The 15,285-nt window shown below is 70.6% G+C and carries 13 protein-coding genes and 1 pseudogene; 10 read left to right on the forward strand and 4 right to left on the reverse strand.

The annotated features are described in order from the left end of the window. Nucleotides 1–39 precede the first annotated feature (39 nt). Nucleotides 40–327 (forward strand): annotated as a pseudogene (locus tag ASE14_RS21445) (DUF2809 domain-containing protein); the annotation flags it as partial. A 22-nt stretch (nucleotides 328–349) separates the two neighbouring features. Here the strand turns inward: ASE14_RS21445 and ASE14_RS21450 are convergent. Continuing rightward, nucleotides 350–937: a DUF6611 family protein gene (locus tag ASE14_RS21450; protein ID WP_369816494.1), complete on the reverse strand. Its 588-nt coding sequence runs from the start codon at nucleotides 935–937 to the stop codon at nucleotides 350–352. Nucleotides 938–1,046: 109 nt separating this feature from the next. Next, nucleotides 1,047–1,595 (reverse strand): TetR/AcrR family transcriptional regulator, encoded by a 549-nt coding sequence (locus tag ASE14_RS14250; protein ID WP_056655718.1) that lies wholly within the window; start codon nucleotides 1,593–1,595, stop codon nucleotides 1,047–1,049. A gap of 183 nt (nucleotides 1,596–1,778) precedes the next feature. On the opposite strand from ASE14_RS14250, the gene ASE14_RS14255 reads away from it, so the two are divergent. The 9 genes from ASE14_RS14255 (at nucleotide 1,779) to ASE14_RS14295 (ending at nucleotide 12,360) form a co-directional block, all read left to right on the forward strand. Next, on the forward strand, nucleotides 1,779–3,401 hold the full coding sequence (locus ASE14_RS14255; RefSeq protein WP_056655721.1) for an ABC transporter substrate-binding protein: 1,623 nt from the start codon (nucleotides 1,779–1,781) through the stop codon (nucleotides 3,399–3,401). Further along, the gene (locus ASE14_RS14260; RefSeq protein ID WP_056655724.1) at nucleotides 3,401–5,032 is read left to right on the forward strand and encodes a CocE/NonD family hydrolase; all 1,632 of its coding nucleotides are present in this window, start codon (nucleotides 3,401–3,403) and stop codon (nucleotides 5,030–5,032) included. The genes ASE14_RS14255 and ASE14_RS14260 overlap by 1 nt, the downstream gene beginning before the upstream one ends. Continuing rightward, nucleotides 5,029–5,997, forward strand: coding sequence for an ABC transporter permease (locus ASE14_RS14265; protein ID WP_056655727.1), 969 nt, complete (start codon nucleotides 5,029–5,031; stop codon nucleotides 5,995–5,997). Before ASE14_RS14260 ends, ASE14_RS14265 begins: the two co-directional genes overlap by 4 nt. After that, nucleotides 5,997–6,872, forward strand: a complete 876-nt coding sequence (locus ASE14_RS14270) for an ABC transporter permease (RefSeq protein ID WP_082600732.1) — start codon at nucleotides 5,997–5,999, stop codon at nucleotides 6,870–6,872. Before ASE14_RS14265 ends, ASE14_RS14270 begins: the two co-directional genes overlap by 1 nt. Next, nucleotides 6,869–7,828 (forward strand): ABC transporter ATP-binding protein, encoded by a 960-nt coding sequence (locus ASE14_RS14275; RefSeq protein ID WP_056655730.1) that lies wholly within the window; start codon nucleotides 6,869–6,871, stop codon nucleotides 7,826–7,828. The genes ASE14_RS14270 and ASE14_RS14275 overlap by 4 nt, the downstream gene beginning before the upstream one ends. After that, a complete protein-coding gene (locus ASE14_RS14280; RefSeq protein WP_082600734.1) occupies nucleotides 7,825–8,655 on the forward strand; it encodes an ABC transporter ATP-binding protein in 831 nt (276 codons plus the stop codon). The genes ASE14_RS14275 and ASE14_RS14280 overlap by 4 nt, the downstream gene beginning before the upstream one ends. Beyond that, nucleotides 8,652–10,316 (forward strand): amidohydrolase, encoded by a 1,665-nt coding sequence (locus ASE14_RS14285; RefSeq protein ID WP_056655737.1) that lies wholly within the window; start codon nucleotides 8,652–8,654, stop codon nucleotides 10,314–10,316. The genes ASE14_RS14280 and ASE14_RS14285 overlap by 4 nt, the downstream gene beginning before the upstream one ends. A gap of 44 nt (nucleotides 10,317–10,360) precedes the next feature. Continuing rightward, nucleotides 10,361–11,782 (forward strand): amidase, encoded by a 1,422-nt coding sequence (locus tag ASE14_RS14290; protein ID WP_056655740.1) that lies wholly within the window; start codon nucleotides 10,361–10,363, stop codon nucleotides 11,780–11,782. A gap of 83 nt (nucleotides 11,783–11,865) precedes the next feature. Continuing rightward, on the forward strand, nucleotides 11,866–12,360 hold the full coding sequence (locus tag ASE14_RS14295; protein WP_056655743.1) for a hypothetical protein: 495 nt from the start codon (nucleotides 11,866–11,868) through the stop codon (nucleotides 12,358–12,360). Between the two features lie 29 nt (nucleotides 12,361–12,389). Here ASE14_RS14295 and ASE14_RS14300 read toward each other — a convergent pair whose 3' ends face one another. Beyond that, on the reverse strand, nucleotides 12,390–13,394 hold the full coding sequence (locus ASE14_RS14300; RefSeq protein ID WP_056655745.1) for a magnesium and cobalt transport protein CorA: 1,005 nt from the start codon (nucleotides 13,392–13,394) through the stop codon (nucleotides 12,390–12,392). A gap of 235 nt (nucleotides 13,395–13,629) precedes the next feature. After that, nucleotides 13,630–15,177 (reverse strand): glycosyltransferase, encoded by a 1,548-nt coding sequence (locus ASE14_RS14305; RefSeq protein WP_056655748.1) that lies wholly within the window; start codon nucleotides 15,175–15,177, stop codon nucleotides 13,630–13,632. Nucleotides 15,178–15,285: the final 108 nt, after the last annotated feature.

Here is a 15,285-nt window from a genome sequence, read left to right on the forward strand (position 1 = left end):
GCCACGACCGATTCGCGCGGCATCCGCGCGCGAACGGCCGTGGCCGCGGTCGTCTGCCTCGCCATCGGCGTCTGCCTGCAACTCCTCGAGCGCACGCTGATCGTCGACCTCCTCGGCAGCGTGCTCTACGTCGGGCTCATCGCGTTCCTGCTCCGCTCGGCCTGGCCGCGCCTGGGCGGCGCGAGGAGCTCGGCGCTGGCGTTCGCCGTCGCGGCGACGGTCGAGCTGCTCCAGCTCACCGGGCTGCCGCACCGCGCGGTCGAGGTGTTCCCGCCGGCCCGGCTCGTGCTCGGCGGCTCGTTCGACCCGATCGACCTCGTCGCCTACGCGGTCGGCGCGGCGCTCGCGTTCATCGTGCAGCTCGCGCTGGCCGGTGCCGGCCGCGGGGGACGGTCTCGTACACCGCCAGCCAGCGGCGCCGGTACTCCGCTTCGTCGATCTGACGACTCCGAAGCATCCGATCCATCTCGGTGAGTTCCTCGAACCGTTGCACGAGCGCCGCGCCATCGCCGTACATGCCGCTGCCGGGCGCGCAGCACACCTCGATGGAACGTACCGAGGCTCGCACGTCGGCGGAGAGACGCCGCGCCGCGAGGGTCGTCAGTCCGATGCCCGCGGGCAGGAATGCGAGCAGCCACGCCGGGTCGAGGAACCACGCTCCCGCCGCGAAGAGGAGCACACCGCCCACGGCGCCGAGAAGTGGCGCCCAGTCGTCGAACCACAGCAGGCGCCGGTCGGCTGCGTCGATCTGCGGAGGAAAGACCCGCAGCCGGTAGGCGCTCCACCCCCATCGCGGCGGGGAGTCGATCTCGAGACGTCCCCAGGTCGGGGTGCGATGTCGGCGATGGCGCGCATCGTCCTCGAGGCGCATGGCGAGATCGATCGCCTCGCTCGGGGTCGCGACGACGCCGGATGCGGTGGTGCTGAACTCATTCACGGATCGATCTCAGCACCCGGCGCGGAACCGCGATGTGAGGGAATCGTGAGCGCCGGGCCTCACGCCGTTCGGGTTCCGTTGTGCGAGTCGCCCAGGTGCCCGTGCGCGTTCAGTCGGTGCCCGCAACCTCGGGCGGCAGCCCGAGGACGACCGCGGCGTGCTCGGCGCACGCGCGCCGACCCACCGCCTGGATGCGGATCATGCTCGAGAGTCCGTAGGCGAGGGCGAGGGCGATGTCGGCACGTGCGCCCGCTTCGGCCGGCTCGAATGCTTCGAGGAGCGCGATCTCGATGGCGGCGCGGATGCGCTGGTACATCGGGGTGAGCGTCACGCCCGACCCGGGGTTGGAGGCGGCGTAGGCGGTGAGTTCGTCGAGCACGACGTCGTCCTGCGCGTTCGAGTTCTGCCACGTGTCGCCGAACAGCTCATGGAAGATCTCTGCTCGCCGCCGGCCGAGTTCTGCGTGCTCGACGATCTGCTCGAGCGAGCTCGCGTATCGCTCGGTGTACAGCGCGACCAGTGATTGGAGCTGGTCGGCCTTGTTGCCGAGGTAGTGCCGCACATGGCCGCGGCTCCATCCGCTGCGGTCGGCGACCGCCTGGACGGTGAGGCCGTGGATGCCGCTCTCGGCGACGCACGCGGCGAGTGCCTCGAGCATCTCTGCCTGTCGTTCGGGTGCAAGGCTCGGTCGCATCTGCTCTCTCTTCGGATCTCGGTACGAGACTGCCAGATCGCGGGCGATCCGCGCGCCGGCAGTTCTTTGTCATCTTGACAACTTATGCCCTTGTGCGCTTGCATGGCTCCGACGCCGCGATGACGCGGCGAACCCGAAGGAGGCAACGTGTCGAAGAGGACGCGATGGATCGGTGCGGCGGTCGCGGTTGTCACGGCCGCGGCGCTGGTCGGATGCACAGCACAGCCCACCGAGACTGCGAAGATCGAACTCGTCGAGACCACCGACCAGGCGGTCGGCGGTCTCGACAGGCTGGTCTGGAACCTGCCGTACGGCGAGCCGTTCTCGCTGGACCCCGCCATGTCGTCGGGGGAGTCGAACTCGACCGTCATCGGCAACGTGTGCGAGAGCCTGCTGCGACTCGAACCCGACTTCGGCATCGTTCCGAACCTCGCGTCCGTCGAGCAGACGGATGACCTGCACTACCGCATCACCCTGCAGGACGGGCTCGTCTTCTCCAACGGCGCCCCCGTCACGGTCGACGATGTCGTCTTCAGCCTGCAGCGCTACCTCGCCCCCGAGCTCGGGTCGTCGTGGAGTGCCGCATTCAGCTCGGTCGCCTCCATCGAGGCGACGGGTGAACGCGAAGTCACCCTCACCATGGCCCAGCCCGACGGGCTCGTCATGCAGTTCCTCGCGATGCCGGCGGGCGTCGTCCTCGAGCGTGCGAGCGTCGAGCAGGCGGGCGCCGAATACGGCACGCCGAGCGGCTTGCCGGTCTGCACCGGCCCGTACGTCCTCGACGAGTGGGCGAAGGGCGACCGGATCGTCCTGAGCGAGAACGCGGCCTATTGGGACGAGGAGCGTCGGCCGCTCACTCCCGAGGTCGAGTTCCGATTCATCACGGATGCCGCCACCGCCACGACCGCCATGCAGACGGGCGAGATCGACGGCGCCTTCAACTTCCCGATCTCCTCGATCCCGCAGCTCACGGGCGGCGAGGGGGCGGTCTCGTACGGCGTCGGGCTCGGACTGCTCTCGCTCATCTTCGTGCACGTGGAGGACGGTCCGCTCGCCGACATCCGGCTGCGTGAGGCGCTCATGCTCGCCGTCGACTACGACGGCATCCGGACCGGCATGTACGGCGGCGCCGCCGAGTTCAACAAGACCCTCACCCCGAAGTCGGCGTGGGGATACTCGGAGGACATCTTCCAGGCGGCATGGGACGAGATCCCCGACCAGGTGACCGACCTCGAGCGCGCGTCGGAGATCGTCGAGGAGGTCGGCGCCCCGAGCGATCCCATCGTGCTGAGTTACGCGACCGGCTTCCCCGAGAGTGTGCAGATCGCGACCGCGATGAAGGATGCCGCGGGCAAGATCGGCCTCGAGATCGAACTGAACGCCCAGACCGAGGCCGAGAACATCGCCCTCTACTTCGACGACGAGGCACGGGTCGGCACCGACCTGATGATCTGGGAGGGCTACCTCGACTACCCGGACCCCGTCGCCTACTACCAGGTCTATACGAGCGACTCGATCTTCAACGCGCCTGGATTCGCGGACCCCGAGTTCGATCGGATCGTGGCCGACGCCAGGACCAGGATCGACGACGACGAACGCGCCACCCTGATCACCGAAGCCCAGAGCATCTACACCGAGAACCGCAACATCATCCCGCTCGTCTCGCAGTACACGCGGCTGTACCAGAGCGCCGGCGTGACCGGCGGCTCGCCCACCCAGTCCTTCCTCTACCGGCCGTGGGCCGCGGTCATCGGAACGGCGGCAGAGTGATGGCGGAGCTCGGATTCCTCGCCCAATCCCGTCCCGACGATCGCGCCGTCCACGAGTTCGTGGCGATGCGCGACGGCACTCGCCTCGCGACCGACGTCTACCTGCCGCCGAATGCCGTCGGCCCCGTGCCGACCGTGCTGATCCGGCTCCCGTACGACAAGACCGGCAGGTACACGTTCATCCCCGAGATCGCGACGCACTTCGCCGCGAACGGATTCGCGGTCGTCGCGCAGGACGTCCGTGGCAAGTACCTCTCGGACGGCGCCCGCTCGCCCTTCGTGAACGAGGCCGACGACGGATGGGACACGGCCGAATGGATCGTCGCCCAGGCCTGGTCCGACGCGACCATCGGCACCTGGGGCGACTCCTACTACGGGTTCACGCAGTGGGCGCTCGCGAGCACCCGCCATCCCGCCCACAAGGCGATGGTGCCGCGCGTCACCGGACATCGCTTCCTCGACCTGCGGCCGGGAGGAGGCCTGCCGACGCTGACGCTCCTCGACTGGCTGGTCGACGCGTGGGCGCACCAGGAACTCGTGCTCGAACACGGCACCGATCACACGACGGTGCCGGCGATCGACATGGTCCACCCGGACCTGCCCGACGGCGCTGCGCTGCTTCGCGCGTACCTCGCGGCGATGGAGGAGCCCGAGCAGCTCGTCGCCTCGGTCTTCCCCGACGGGGATCCGGCCGCCGGACTCGCCATCCCGGCGCTGCACACCGGCGGCTGGTTCGACAACCTCCAGTTCTGGCAGCTCGATGACTGGGAGCGCGCGCTGCATTCGCCGGCCGCCGAGCATCAGTACCTCGTGATGACGTCGAGCGACCACGAGGACTACCGCTGGCGTCCGCGCGGCCTTCCGCTCGAGACGGACTTCGGCGTCGACCCGAGCGCGCTCGCCGAGCACATCCCGTCGCTGCTCGAACTGCCGATCTCGTTCTTCGACCACTACCTCCGCGGGCGTGACGGTCGATGGTCCGAAGCGCGCGTGCGCTACGACGTCTGCGGCGACGAGGCCCGGGTGGCGCCCAGCTGGCCCCCGTCGTCGAGTCGCCGTCGGCGGTTCGGGCTCTCGGCGGATGGGGCGATCCTCCCCGCCGTGCAGGAGGGGACCGGAGCGAGCGTCGACTGGATGCATCGCCCCGCGGACCCGGTGCCGTACCCCGTGGCCAGCGAGTGGGATCAGAACCGCGGCGGCGTCCCCGACGAATCCGAGCTGTGCCGCCGGGCCGACACGGTGTGCTTCGACGGCGAACCGCTCGAGACGTCGATCACGCTGGCCGGTCGATGCGAGTTCACCGCCCGGATCTCCGCACCGACGCGCACGACGCACGTCGTCGCCCGCCTCTACGACGTGGACGAGCACGGCGACGCCCGGCTGGTGTGCGGCAACGCGGTCGAGGCCGTGGCCGACGGGGCCACGCCCTTCACCGTGCGCCTCGGCGACACCGCCTACCGGCTGCCGGCCCGACATCGGCTGCGTCTGCTCGTCGCGACGAGCCTCGCCGGCCAGTACGTCGTCCACCCCGGCACCGACGAGTCGCCCTGGCACGCGGCCACTCGCCACCCGGCGCACCAGTCGCTGCTCGTCGACGGCGCCGCGCTCGTCCTCCCCGAGGAGGTCGGATGAGCAGTCAGGCCGCGGCATCCTTCCGGTTGGTGGGCGGACGGGTGCTCGGGGCGGTCGTGACGATGTGGGTCACCACGATCGTGGTGTTCTCGGCCCTCTACCTCGTGCCCGGCGACCCGCTCTCCGTGCTGCTTCGCGGGCGCAAGCCCACGCCGGAGCTCGTGGAGATGATGCGGGCGCAGTACCAGCTCGACCTGCCGTTCCTCGAGCGCTACTGGAACTGGTTCACCGGGATCCTGCACGGCGACTTCGGCTACTCGATCCAGTATCAGCAGGATGTCGGCGAGCTGCTCGCCGGCCGGATGCCGACGACGGTCTGGCTCGTGGTCTACACCGCGATCCTGATCCTGATCGGCGGCACGGCGCTCGGCATCGCCTCCGCGGTGCGCGGCGGTCGCACCGACGGCGCCATCCTCGTCGCCACTTCGGCCATGTCGGCACTGCCGGCGTTCGTCGCCGCCCTCGTGCTGCTCTTCGTCTTCGCCGGCCTCCTCGGCTGGTTCCCCTCCTTCGGCGCGGGCGGGCCCGACGTGGCGAGTCGCATCGTCCACTTGACCCTGCCGGCCGTGGCCCTCGCGATCAGCTATGCGGGCCTGATGGCGAGGATCACACGTTCGGCGCTGCGCGCCGAACTCGGCTCCGACCATGTCGAGGCGGCACGGCTGCGCGGGCTCGGCGGCATCCACCTCTTCCGGCACCATGTCGCTCGCAATGCCACCGTGCCCGTGCTGACCTACTCGGGCATCCTCGTCGCCGGGCTCCTCGTGACCAGCCAGCTCGTCGAGTCCGTGTTCGGGCTGAACGGGATCGGCAGCCTCGTGGTCTCGTCGGTGAAGAACCTCGATCTCGCGGTCGTCCAGGCGGTCACGCTCCTCGTGGTGGCGGTCTTCGTGCTCACCAACCTCGTCGTCGATCTCGTCACCCCGATGATCGACGTCCGGCTCCGACAGCGGAAGGCGGCATGATGGCCGGACTCTCCATGCCCTCCTCGCTCGCAGCGGCCTCGACCGGGCTGCGCCGGCGGCCGAGGCGCAACGTCTCGTTCGATCTCTCGATCGGCGTCCTCATCGCCTTCGCGGTCGCCGCCATCGCCGCGCCACTGCTCGCACCCCACGATCCGTACTCGGTCGACCTCGGGCTGACGAACGCACCGCCCGGCACCCCGGGGCATCCGCTCGGCACCGACGGGAGCGGTCGCGACCTGCTCAGCCGGCTGCTGTTCGGCGCCCGCACCAGCGTCATCGGCCCGACGATCGCGATCACCGTCTCGGTCGTGATCGGCGTCACGATGGGCGCGGCGGCCGCATGGTGCGGCGGCTGGATCGACGCGGTCCTGACCCGGATCACGGACTTCCTCTTCGCGTTCCCCGGCCTGCTCGCCGCGGTCTTCGCCGTGGCGCTGTTCGGCCCGGGCATCGTCGCCCCGGCGGTCGGCATCGCGATCGCCTACTCCCCGGTGATCGCGAGACTCACCCGCAGCGTCGTGCTCGGCGAGCAGCAGAAGCTCTACGTCGTCGCCGACCGGACCATGGGCTTCTCAGGTGCGCGCACGCTCGTCACGACGGTGCTCCCGAACATCGCCCCGATCATCGTCTCGCAGTGCATCGTGAGCTTCGGCTACGCGCTCGTCGACCTGGCCGCACTCTCGTTCCTCGGCCTCGGCGTGCAGGCACCCGAGGCCGACTGGGGTCTCATGCTCAACGAGAGCCTGCCGTCGCTGCTGCTCGGTGCGTGGTGGGTCATGGCGTTCCCTGCGGCGTGCCTCGTGCTCGTCGTGGTGGCGATCAACACGGTCGGCGAAGGTCTGCTCGACCGCCGTGGGAAGAAGAGGAAGCGATGAACGTCGTCGAAGTCGAGGACTTCACCATGCACCTCGCGGGGGACGAGTTCCGACGCCCGGTGCTCGACGGGGTCTCCGTGCAGGTCCAGGCCGGACGATGCCTCGGCATCGTCGGCGAGTCCGGCAGCGGGAAGTCGCTGCTCGCGAAGGCCCTGCTCGGCAGCACGCCGGCCGGAGCCTCCACGAGCGGCCGCATCAGCATCGCAGGCACCGAGATCCACGACGTCGACCGCAGGGCGGTCGCGGCCGTGCGCAGTCGGGTCGCGGGCATCGTCTTCCAGGATCCGCGCTCGAGCGTGAATCCACTGCATCCGATCGGCGACTTCCTCACCGAGTCGGTCGTGCGGTCCGGCGCGCTCACCGGCGCTGCCGCGAGGCTGCGGGCGATCGAGCTGCTCGAGACCATGCGGCTGCCGGACCCCGAGCAACTGCTGCGCCGTTACCCCGACGAGCTCTCCGGTGGAATGCTGCAACGGGTCGTGATCGCCGCGGCGATGATGCCGGCGCCGGACGTGCTCATCTGCGACGAGGCGACGACCGCACTCGACGTGACGACGCAGGCCGAGATCGTGCGGCTGCTGCAGCGCCTGCAGGACGAGACCGGGGTCGCGATCGTCTTCGTCACCCACGACCTCGACCTCGCCGGCGAACTCTGCGACGAGCTGTGCGTGCTGTACGCCGGCCAGGTGCAGGAGTACGGCCCGGCTGAGCGCGTGCTCGCGGCGCCGAGGCATCCGTACACCGCTGCCCTGCTCGCCTCGATCCCGCGCATCACCGACCTGCCGGCGCGTCGCCTCCCGGTGATCCCGGGGGTCGTGCTGCCGCTCACCGCGACGGCGGTCGGATGCCGCTTCGCCGACCGGTGCTCGCTGGTCGGGCCGGCATGCGAACTGCCGTCGATCCCGCTCGTCGAATCGCCGCAGCGGGCAGTGCGATGCGTGAAGGAGTCCGCATGAAGGCCATCGAGCTCATCGGCGTGAGCAAGGTGTATCCGCAGGCGACGGGTGGTCGCGCCGCACTCGACGACGTGAGCCTCGCCGTCGAGCAGGGCGCCTCGCTCGGCCTGATCGGGGAATCGGGTTCTGGAAAGACGACGATCGCGAAGATCCTGCTCGGGCTCGAGCCGGCATCGGGTGGCGAGGTCGTCATCGCGGGGCACCGGATCGACGGGAGGCCCCGCGGACGGCGCGCGCGCATCGAGCACGCGAGGCGCATCCAGATCGTGTTCCAGGACCCGTATCTCTCGCTCAATCCGCGGCTCGCGGTCGGCGATGCGATCGAGCGGACGCTGCGACTCCACAGCGTCGAAAGGTCGGGTGCGCGGCGCCGCGCGCTCGAACTGCTCGCACAGGTCGGCCTCGGCGAACGCGAGGCCGACGCGCTGCCGGGGATGCTCTCCGGCGGGCAGCGCCAGCGTGCCGCCATCGCAAGAGCCCTCGCGGTCGGGCCGCGGGTGCTCATCCTCGACGAGGCCGTCGCGGCGCTCGACGTCTCGGTGCAGGCACAGGTGCTCAACCTCTTCAACGACCTGCGCGAGGCCGAAGGGCTCAGCTACCTCTTCATCACCCACAACCTCGCGGTCGTGCAGTACGTGACCGACGACGCCGTGGTGCTCCGCCAGGGCAGGGTCGTCGAGCACGGTCCGACCCGTGAACTGCTCGCACGCCCGACCTCTCCGTACACGGTCGAACTCCTCGACTCCATCCCGCGCGGCATCCCGCGCCGGCGCCACGACCCAGTCGTCGCGCCGGCCGCCGCCCTGACCGAAAGCACGAGCTCATGACCCGCACCCGCATCGACCGCATCTTCGTGAACGGCTCCCTCTTCGTCGACGCCGCACGGCCGACCGAACGACTCGCGCTCGCGGTCGGGAACGGTCGGATCACGGCCATCGGCGACGAGGACGAACTGCGCTCGCGCGCGTCCCGCTCGACCGAGTTCGTCGACCTCCGTGGCGGGCTCCTCAGCCCGGGCTTCCGCGACTCGCACATCCACGCCGTGTACGGCGGCGTCGGGCTCGGCCAGTGCTCGATGCACGAGTGCGAGACGGCCGAGACCTGCTTCCAGGCGATCGTCGCCTACGCGGAGGCGCATCCCGAACACGACTGGATCGTGGGCGGCGGATGGAACATGGACTCGTTCCCCGGCGGCACCCCCACCGTGGCGATGCTCGACGCGGTGTGCGCGGATCGCCCGGCCTACCTGATCGAGCGCGGGGCGCACAGCGCCTGGGTCAACACCCGTGCCCTCGCGAACGCCGGCATCGACCGGGACACACCGGATCCGGCCGACGGCCGCATCGGCCGCGACGAACGCGGCGAGCCGAACGGCATGCTCTACGAGGGCGCGATGGCACTCGTCGCCGAACTGCTGCCGCCGCTCACCCGGGCCGACTACGACGACGCCCTCGTCGCCGCCGAGCGGTACGCCTTCTCGTGCGGCATCACCGGGTGGCAGGACGCGATCGTCGGAGCCTACGGCGGATTCGAGGACCAGTTCGACGTCTACAACGATGCGGACCGCGCAGGGACGCTGCGGGCCGACGTCGTCGGCGCGTTGTGGTGGGACCGCAACCGCGGACTCGAGCAGATCGACGATCTCGTGGCACGGCGAGCTGCCGCGCACGGCGACCGCTTCCGCGCCACGAGCGTCAAGCTCATGCTCGACGGCGTGGTCGAGGCGAAGACCGCATCGATGATCCACCCGTACCGGGACGCCTGCGGGCACACGACCGACAACCACGGCCTGCGATTCATCGACCGCGAGGAGCTGATCGAGGCGGTCGTCAGGCTCGACGCGCTCGGCTTCCAGCCGCATTTCCACGCCCTCGGCGACCAGGCCGCCCGCGACGCCCTCGATGCGGTCGAGGCCGCCCGCCTCAGCAACGGAGTGAACGACACCCGGCCGCACATCGCGCACCTGCAGGTCGTGCAGCCCGTCGACATCCCGCGGTTCCGGACGCTCGGCGTCACGGCGAACCTCCAGCCGCTCTGGGCCTGTGCACTGCCCACCCGCGACGAGCTCATCGTGCCGTTCCTCGGACCGGAGCGCGTCCAGCTGCAGTGGCCGTACGGCGCGATCCACCGCGCCGGCGCCGGACTCGCCGCAGGCAGCGACTGGCCCGTCTCGTCGCCGCATCCGCTGCTCGGCATGCACATCGCGGCGAACCGGCAGCCGCCGGCCGATCTCGCCGAGGGCATGGACATCCCGCCGTTCCTGCCGGCGGAGCGGATCGGCCTCGCCGGACTCTGGCGCGCCTACACCCTCGGCTCGGCGCAGCTCGCGCACGCCGACGTCAGGTCGGGCACCCTCGAGGTCGGCAAGGACGCCGACCTCGTCGTACTCGACCGCGACCCCTTCGCATCCGACGACGCGGAGATCTTCCGCACGCAGATCCGCGGCACGTACGTGCGCGGCGAGCAGGTCTACGACGCACCGGCGTGAGCCGCAGCACTCGACGACACCACGACTGAACGGAGACCCCGGCCATGACCGACCAGACCCACTACCTGACGGCGACCGAAGTGCTCGAGCGGTTCCGAAACGGCGACCTCGCCCCGGCGGACTACCTCGACGTGCTGCTCGCTCGCATCGATGCGGTGGAGCCCGCCATCAACGCCCTGACCGGCGAGCGTCTTCCCGTCGCCGAGGCGCTGGCGGAATCGGCCCGGCGCTACGCCGACGGCACCGCGCGCCCCCTCGAAGGACTGCCGGTCGTCGTGAAGGAGGCGCACGCGATCGCCGGGCACACCGAGACCTACGGCTCGCCGATCCTCGCCGACAACATCGCGGAGGGGACGAGCCCGATCGTCGAGCGCATCATCGAAGCGGGCGGCATTCCGTTCGTCCGCTCCACGACACCCGAGTTCTGCATCGCCGCGTACACGCGCAGCGCGATGTGGGGCATCACCCGTGGCCCGTGGAACCGGGAGTACTCGTGCGGGGGGTCATCCGGCGGTTCCGGCGCCGCGCTCGCTGCGGGATACGCACCGCTCGCGACGGGCTCGGACATCGGCGGTTCCACTCGGATCCCGGCGTCGTTCAACGGGGTCGTCGGGTACAAGCCGCCGTTCGGCCGCGTGCCCACCGTGCCCGGCAACTACATGGACGAGTACTGCACCGACGGTCCGATGGGTCGCACCGTGGCCGACGTCGCACTGTTCCACAACGTCATCGCCGGGCAGCATCCGTTCGATCCGGTGAGCCTGCCGAACCCGGTCGTGATCGAGCCGAACGCCGACCTGACCGGCAAGCGCATCGCGGTGGCGACGACGCTCGGCGACTATCCGGTCGACGACGAGGTGGCCACGGCGATCCGGGCGACGGTCGAGTGGCTCGCGGATGCGGGTGCCGCGGTGGAAACGGTCTCCGTGCCGCTGTCGTACGAGCGGATCGTCAGCGCGGCGCTGGCGCACTACGGCACGAGCTTCATCCCCTGGATCGAGGAGGAGGTCGGGGCCGACCGTCTCGCCGATGCCGAGCCCTACACCCGGCAGGCCGTCGAGCAGGGGCGGCGCGCGCTCGACGAACTCGGGGTGCTCGGCGGTCCCGAGATCGAGGCGGGAGTGCATCACGTGCTCGCCACCCTCTTCCTCGAGTTCGATGCGCTCGTGTGCCCGGTCGCGGGCGTTCCGGCGCTCAGGGCGGACGACTACTACGAGGACGGCGTCACGATCGGCGGCACGCACGTCGACAGCCACATCGGCGCCATGCTCACGGTGCCGTTCAACATCGCCAACCGGAACCCGGTGCTCGTCGTCCCGGTCGCCCGATCGAGCGAGGACGTGCCGATCGGCGCGCAGATCGTCGGCCGGCCCTACGACGACGCGACCGTCTTCGACGTCGGCGCGGCCCTCGAGGCGGCACGCGGCGAGTGGTACCGATCCACGGAGCACCGACCGGCCCTCTGAGCGATGAACCCACCCGCTCGGCGCCGCCTTGGGTACTGTCGTTACGGACCATGCCCTCGAACGCGACGGAGAGGTGGGTGAGCATGCCCGAGCAGGACGAGCACGACGAGCCGGATGACGCATCACGCCGCCCCCGCGGACGGCGGGCGGCACCGGCGTCACCTGTGGGCGCAATGCTCGAACCGCTGCTGCCCTACGTTGCCGCCTCCGTCACCTGGCTGACGCGGCACCGGCTGGCCGCGGCGATCGGCGTCACCGGTCTGGCCGTCGCCGTCATGGGCGTCGCCGGCATCGCCCTGATGCAGAACGTCGGTGGAGGCGCGCCAGGGACCGAGGCGTCGACGTCGATCGACGACCCGCGACCGACGTCGACGACTCCTGCGACACCCAGCCGCTACGGCCCGGTGCTGCCGACTTCCGCGCCGCCGACGCCGGTTCCGTCCGAGCCGACGGAACCGAGCCCCGAGGAGGCCGAGGAACCTCCAGTCGACGGTGGAACGCCGACCGAGCCGACGGCGTCGCCGGAGACCCCCGACGACCACCCGGGTCAGGGCAGAGGGCCGAAGAAGCCCCGGTGACGGCTCGGCGGCCCGCCGTCGCGCTCGCGTCAGAGCCACTTCTTGAACTTGAAGACCGCGTAGAGCCCGACGCCGAACAGCACCATCGCGGCGAGCGCCATCGGGTAGCCGAACTCCCAGTGCGTCTCGGGCATGTCGTCGAAGTTCATGCCGTAGACGGTGCCGATGAGCGTCGGCGCGAAGATGATCGCCGCCCACGACGAGATCTTCTTGATCTCGTCGTTCTGCTTCAGGCTCGTGTCGGTCTGCCGACGCGCCACGAGCGCCGAGTGCACGGTGAGGGCGTTGTCGAGGATGGCGCGGAACGAGCCCACTCGCTCGTTGATGCGGATGGCGTGGTCGAGCACGTCGCGGAGCGAGCGCTGCAGTTCGACGTCGACGCGATATTTCTCTGAGCCGCGGCGCAGCCACTCGAGCATCGACGCGAGCGGCTGCACGGCGCGCTGGAAGTTGATGACCTCGCGCGAGAGCTCGTAGATGCGCCGTGAGAGCGCGTCGTCGTCGCTGTCGCCGAAGAGCTGGTCCTCGATCTCGTCGATGTCGTTCTCGAGGCCCGCGACGACCGGCTCGTACTCGTCGACGACCTCGTCGAGGATCGCGTAGAGCACGGCCTCCGGCCCCATGGCGAGCAGCTCGGGGCTCGACTCCATGCGCCGGCGCACGGCCGCGAGGTCGGGCGACTCGGCGTGGCGGATGGTGACGACGAAGTCGGGGCCGACGAAGAGGTGCAGTTCGCCGAACTCGACCGTCTCGAGCTCGTCGCGGTACCGGGCTGGGCGCAGCACGGCGAAGAGCGTGTCGCCGTAGCGTTCGAGCTTCGATCGCTGGTGACCGGTCAGCGCGTCCTCGACGGCGAGCGGGTGCAGGTCGAACTCGCGGGCGACCGAGGCGACTTCGCGCGGACTCGGCCGGTAGAGCCCGATCCAGGCGAGGCCGTCATGGTCGTCCATGAGGCGGTAGGTGTCGTCGAGGTTCGTGGGCGTCTCGACGCGACGTCCGTCGACGTAGACGCCGTTGTCGACCAGAGGTGACATGAGCGATCCGTTCTCGCATGGCGCGCGGCAGCGCGCCGGGTTCGGCAGGTGAGCGGATGACGCCGCCAGCCGGGTGCGGATCGGAACACGTTCGCGCGTGGCCGAGCAGAGGCTCAGCGCGTGCGGGAACGGGGAGACGACGCAGCAGCGGTGGCGGCGTCGGTACTATGATCGGCCATCGCCCTCACCGCCTCTCGCATCAGGGGCCGCGCGGTGGCAGGCCCGACGGCAGAGTCTAGCCCACGCGTCCGAAGCCGCGGGCCATCCGGTCGATCGCCGAGACGACGCTCACCCCGGCCTTCCGAACGGGCCGGGGGAGGGGGAGGCGCGCGGCCGCGGCCCGTGCACGGCCGAACCGGCCCGTGCGCCGCACCTCCCTGCGCACCTCGGCGTGGTGCAGTTCGCGCGCCCAGATGCCCGTCACCCGCACCTCGTCGAACCGGCTCGCAGTGCGCACGGCGGCAGCCCGCATGCGGGCGACGCGTCGCGGCGACATCCGCTGCAGCCTGACGATCGCATCGGCGAGGCCGTCGACGTCGCCGGGCGGCACGAGGAAGCCGTTGCGTCCGTCGCGGATGAGGTCGGCCGGCCCGTAGGGGATGTCGTAGGCGATCGGCAGGCAGCCGGCGGCCATCGCCTCGACGAGCACGAGCGGGAATCCCTCGGAGTGCGAGGTCAGCAGGAGGAACGACGCGGCGGGGAGGTGCCGTCGGGCGTCGGGATCGAATCCGTGGAGCTCGATCGTCGCCGGGGCGGTGATGCGCTGTTCGAGCGCCGGGCGGCTCTCGCCGTCGCCGTACACGTCGAGGTGCACGTCGACTCCGGCGTGCGCGTCGGCCGCCTGCACTGCGGCGATCGCGTGCGAGACGCGCTTGCGCCGGGTGAGCGCGGCGAGCACGACGCCGCGGGCGGGGTCGCGCGGCACCGACTCCGAAGGCGACGGCAGCGGTCTCGGGTTCGGGATCACGACGAGGTGGTCGCGCCGGCCGACGATCCGCTCGAGGTCGTCGCGCTGTCGACGTGAGAGCACGGCCACGAGGTCGAAGTCGTCCAGCTGCTCGAGCGCTTCGCGGCGCGAACTCCTGATCGGGTGCGCCTCCGACGGCGCGGATCGGTGCGAGGCGTGCACCAGGTGCGCGGTCATGACGTGCGCCCGGCGGTACGTGAGCATGAACGGGGCCATCGTCTTGCTGTCGACGATCATGGTGGCCGGTCCGCCCGCGGTCAGCGCGTCGAGCCAAGCCCGGTACATCGTCCAGAGCCGGCGCCACGAGCGCACCGGCCGGCCGTCGCCGTCGCACAGCACGACGGAGCGGCCGCCGATCACGCCGCGCTCGCGCGTGTCGTGGCGGTCGCTGAGGAGCAGCGTGCCGTCGTCACGGTAGTGGTCGGTCTGCAGCGCGTTGCCCTGGGCATCGAGCCGCGACCGGCTCATGACGATGTCGCCGCGGAGCCGGGTCTCGTCCGCCTCGTCGGCGGTGAGCGGCGTGAACGTCTGGGGGTCGTGGCGGAGCGAACCACCGGGCAGCGGATGGCTCCGGAGCCAGTCGTAGAGGTTCACGATGCGAACCCCCGGCGCGAGCACACCGTGTTTCCGGAGATCGCGCTCGAGCTCTGGGGTGTCGGGCCGGAGATCGAAGGTCAGCACGTCGACGTCGACCCCGGCGACGCGGTGGAACGCGGCGGAGCGGCGGAGCATCGCATCCGTCATGCCGCCGAAGGCGTCGGGGATCGACCATGTGACGGCGAAGTGGCGGCCGTCGGGCAGCGCGATGCGAGTCATCCGCAACCCCCTGACTTGCGCGGGTCTGACATGTCCTCGAGCCTATCCACGGGGTCTCCGAGAGTCCTGAAGGCGCTCACCTGCCCTGCGCGGGCTTCGGCACAGGCC

The sequence above is a fragment of the Agromyces sp. Root81 genome, from assembly GCF_001429165.1.
Taxonomy (GTDB): Bacteria; Actinomycetota; Actinomycetes; order Actinomycetales; family Microbacteriaceae; genus Agromyces.

Bases quoted from the DNA above. Each gene is read 5' to 3' on its own strand.
- ASE14_RS14250 (WP_056655718.1), bottom strand. From the start codon at position 1,595: ATGCTCGAGGCACTCGCCGCGTGCGTCGCCGAGAGCGGCATCCACGGC.
- ASE14_RS14260 (WP_056655724.1), top strand. From the start codon at position 3,401: ATGGCGGAGCTCGGATTCCTCGCCCAATCCCGTCCCGACGATCGCGCC.
- ASE14_RS14265 (WP_056655727.1), top strand. From the start codon at position 5,029: ATGAGCAGTCAGGCCGCGGCATCCTTCCGGTTGGTGGGCGGACGGGTG.
- ASE14_RS14270 (WP_082600732.1), top strand. From the start codon at position 5,997: ATGGCCGGACTCTCCATGCCCTCCTCGCTCGCAGCGGCCTCGACCGGG.
- ASE14_RS14275 (WP_056655730.1), top strand. From the start codon at position 6,869: ATGAACGTCGTCGAAGTCGAGGACTTCACCATGCACCTCGCGGGGGAC.
- ASE14_RS14280 (WP_082600734.1), top strand. From the start codon at position 7,825: ATGAAGGCCATCGAGCTCATCGGCGTGAGCAAGGTGTATCCGCAGGCG.
- ASE14_RS14285 (WP_056655737.1), top strand. From the start codon at position 8,652: ATGACCCGCACCCGCATCGACCGCATCTTCGTGAACGGCTCCCTCTTC.
- ASE14_RS14290 (WP_056655740.1), top strand. From the start codon at position 10,361: ATGACCGACCAGACCCACTACCTGACGGCGACCGAAGTGCTCGAGCGG.
- ASE14_RS14295 (WP_056655743.1), top strand. From the start codon at position 11,866: ATGCCCGAGCAGGACGAGCACGACGAGCCGGATGACGCATCACGCCGC.
- ASE14_RS14300 (WP_056655745.1), bottom strand. From the start codon at position 13,394: ATGTCACCTCTGGTCGACAACGGCGTCTACGTCGACGGACGTCGCGTC.
- ASE14_RS14305 (WP_056655748.1), bottom strand. From the start codon at position 15,177: ATGACTCGCATCGCGCTGCCCGACGGCCGCCACTTCGCCGTCACATGG.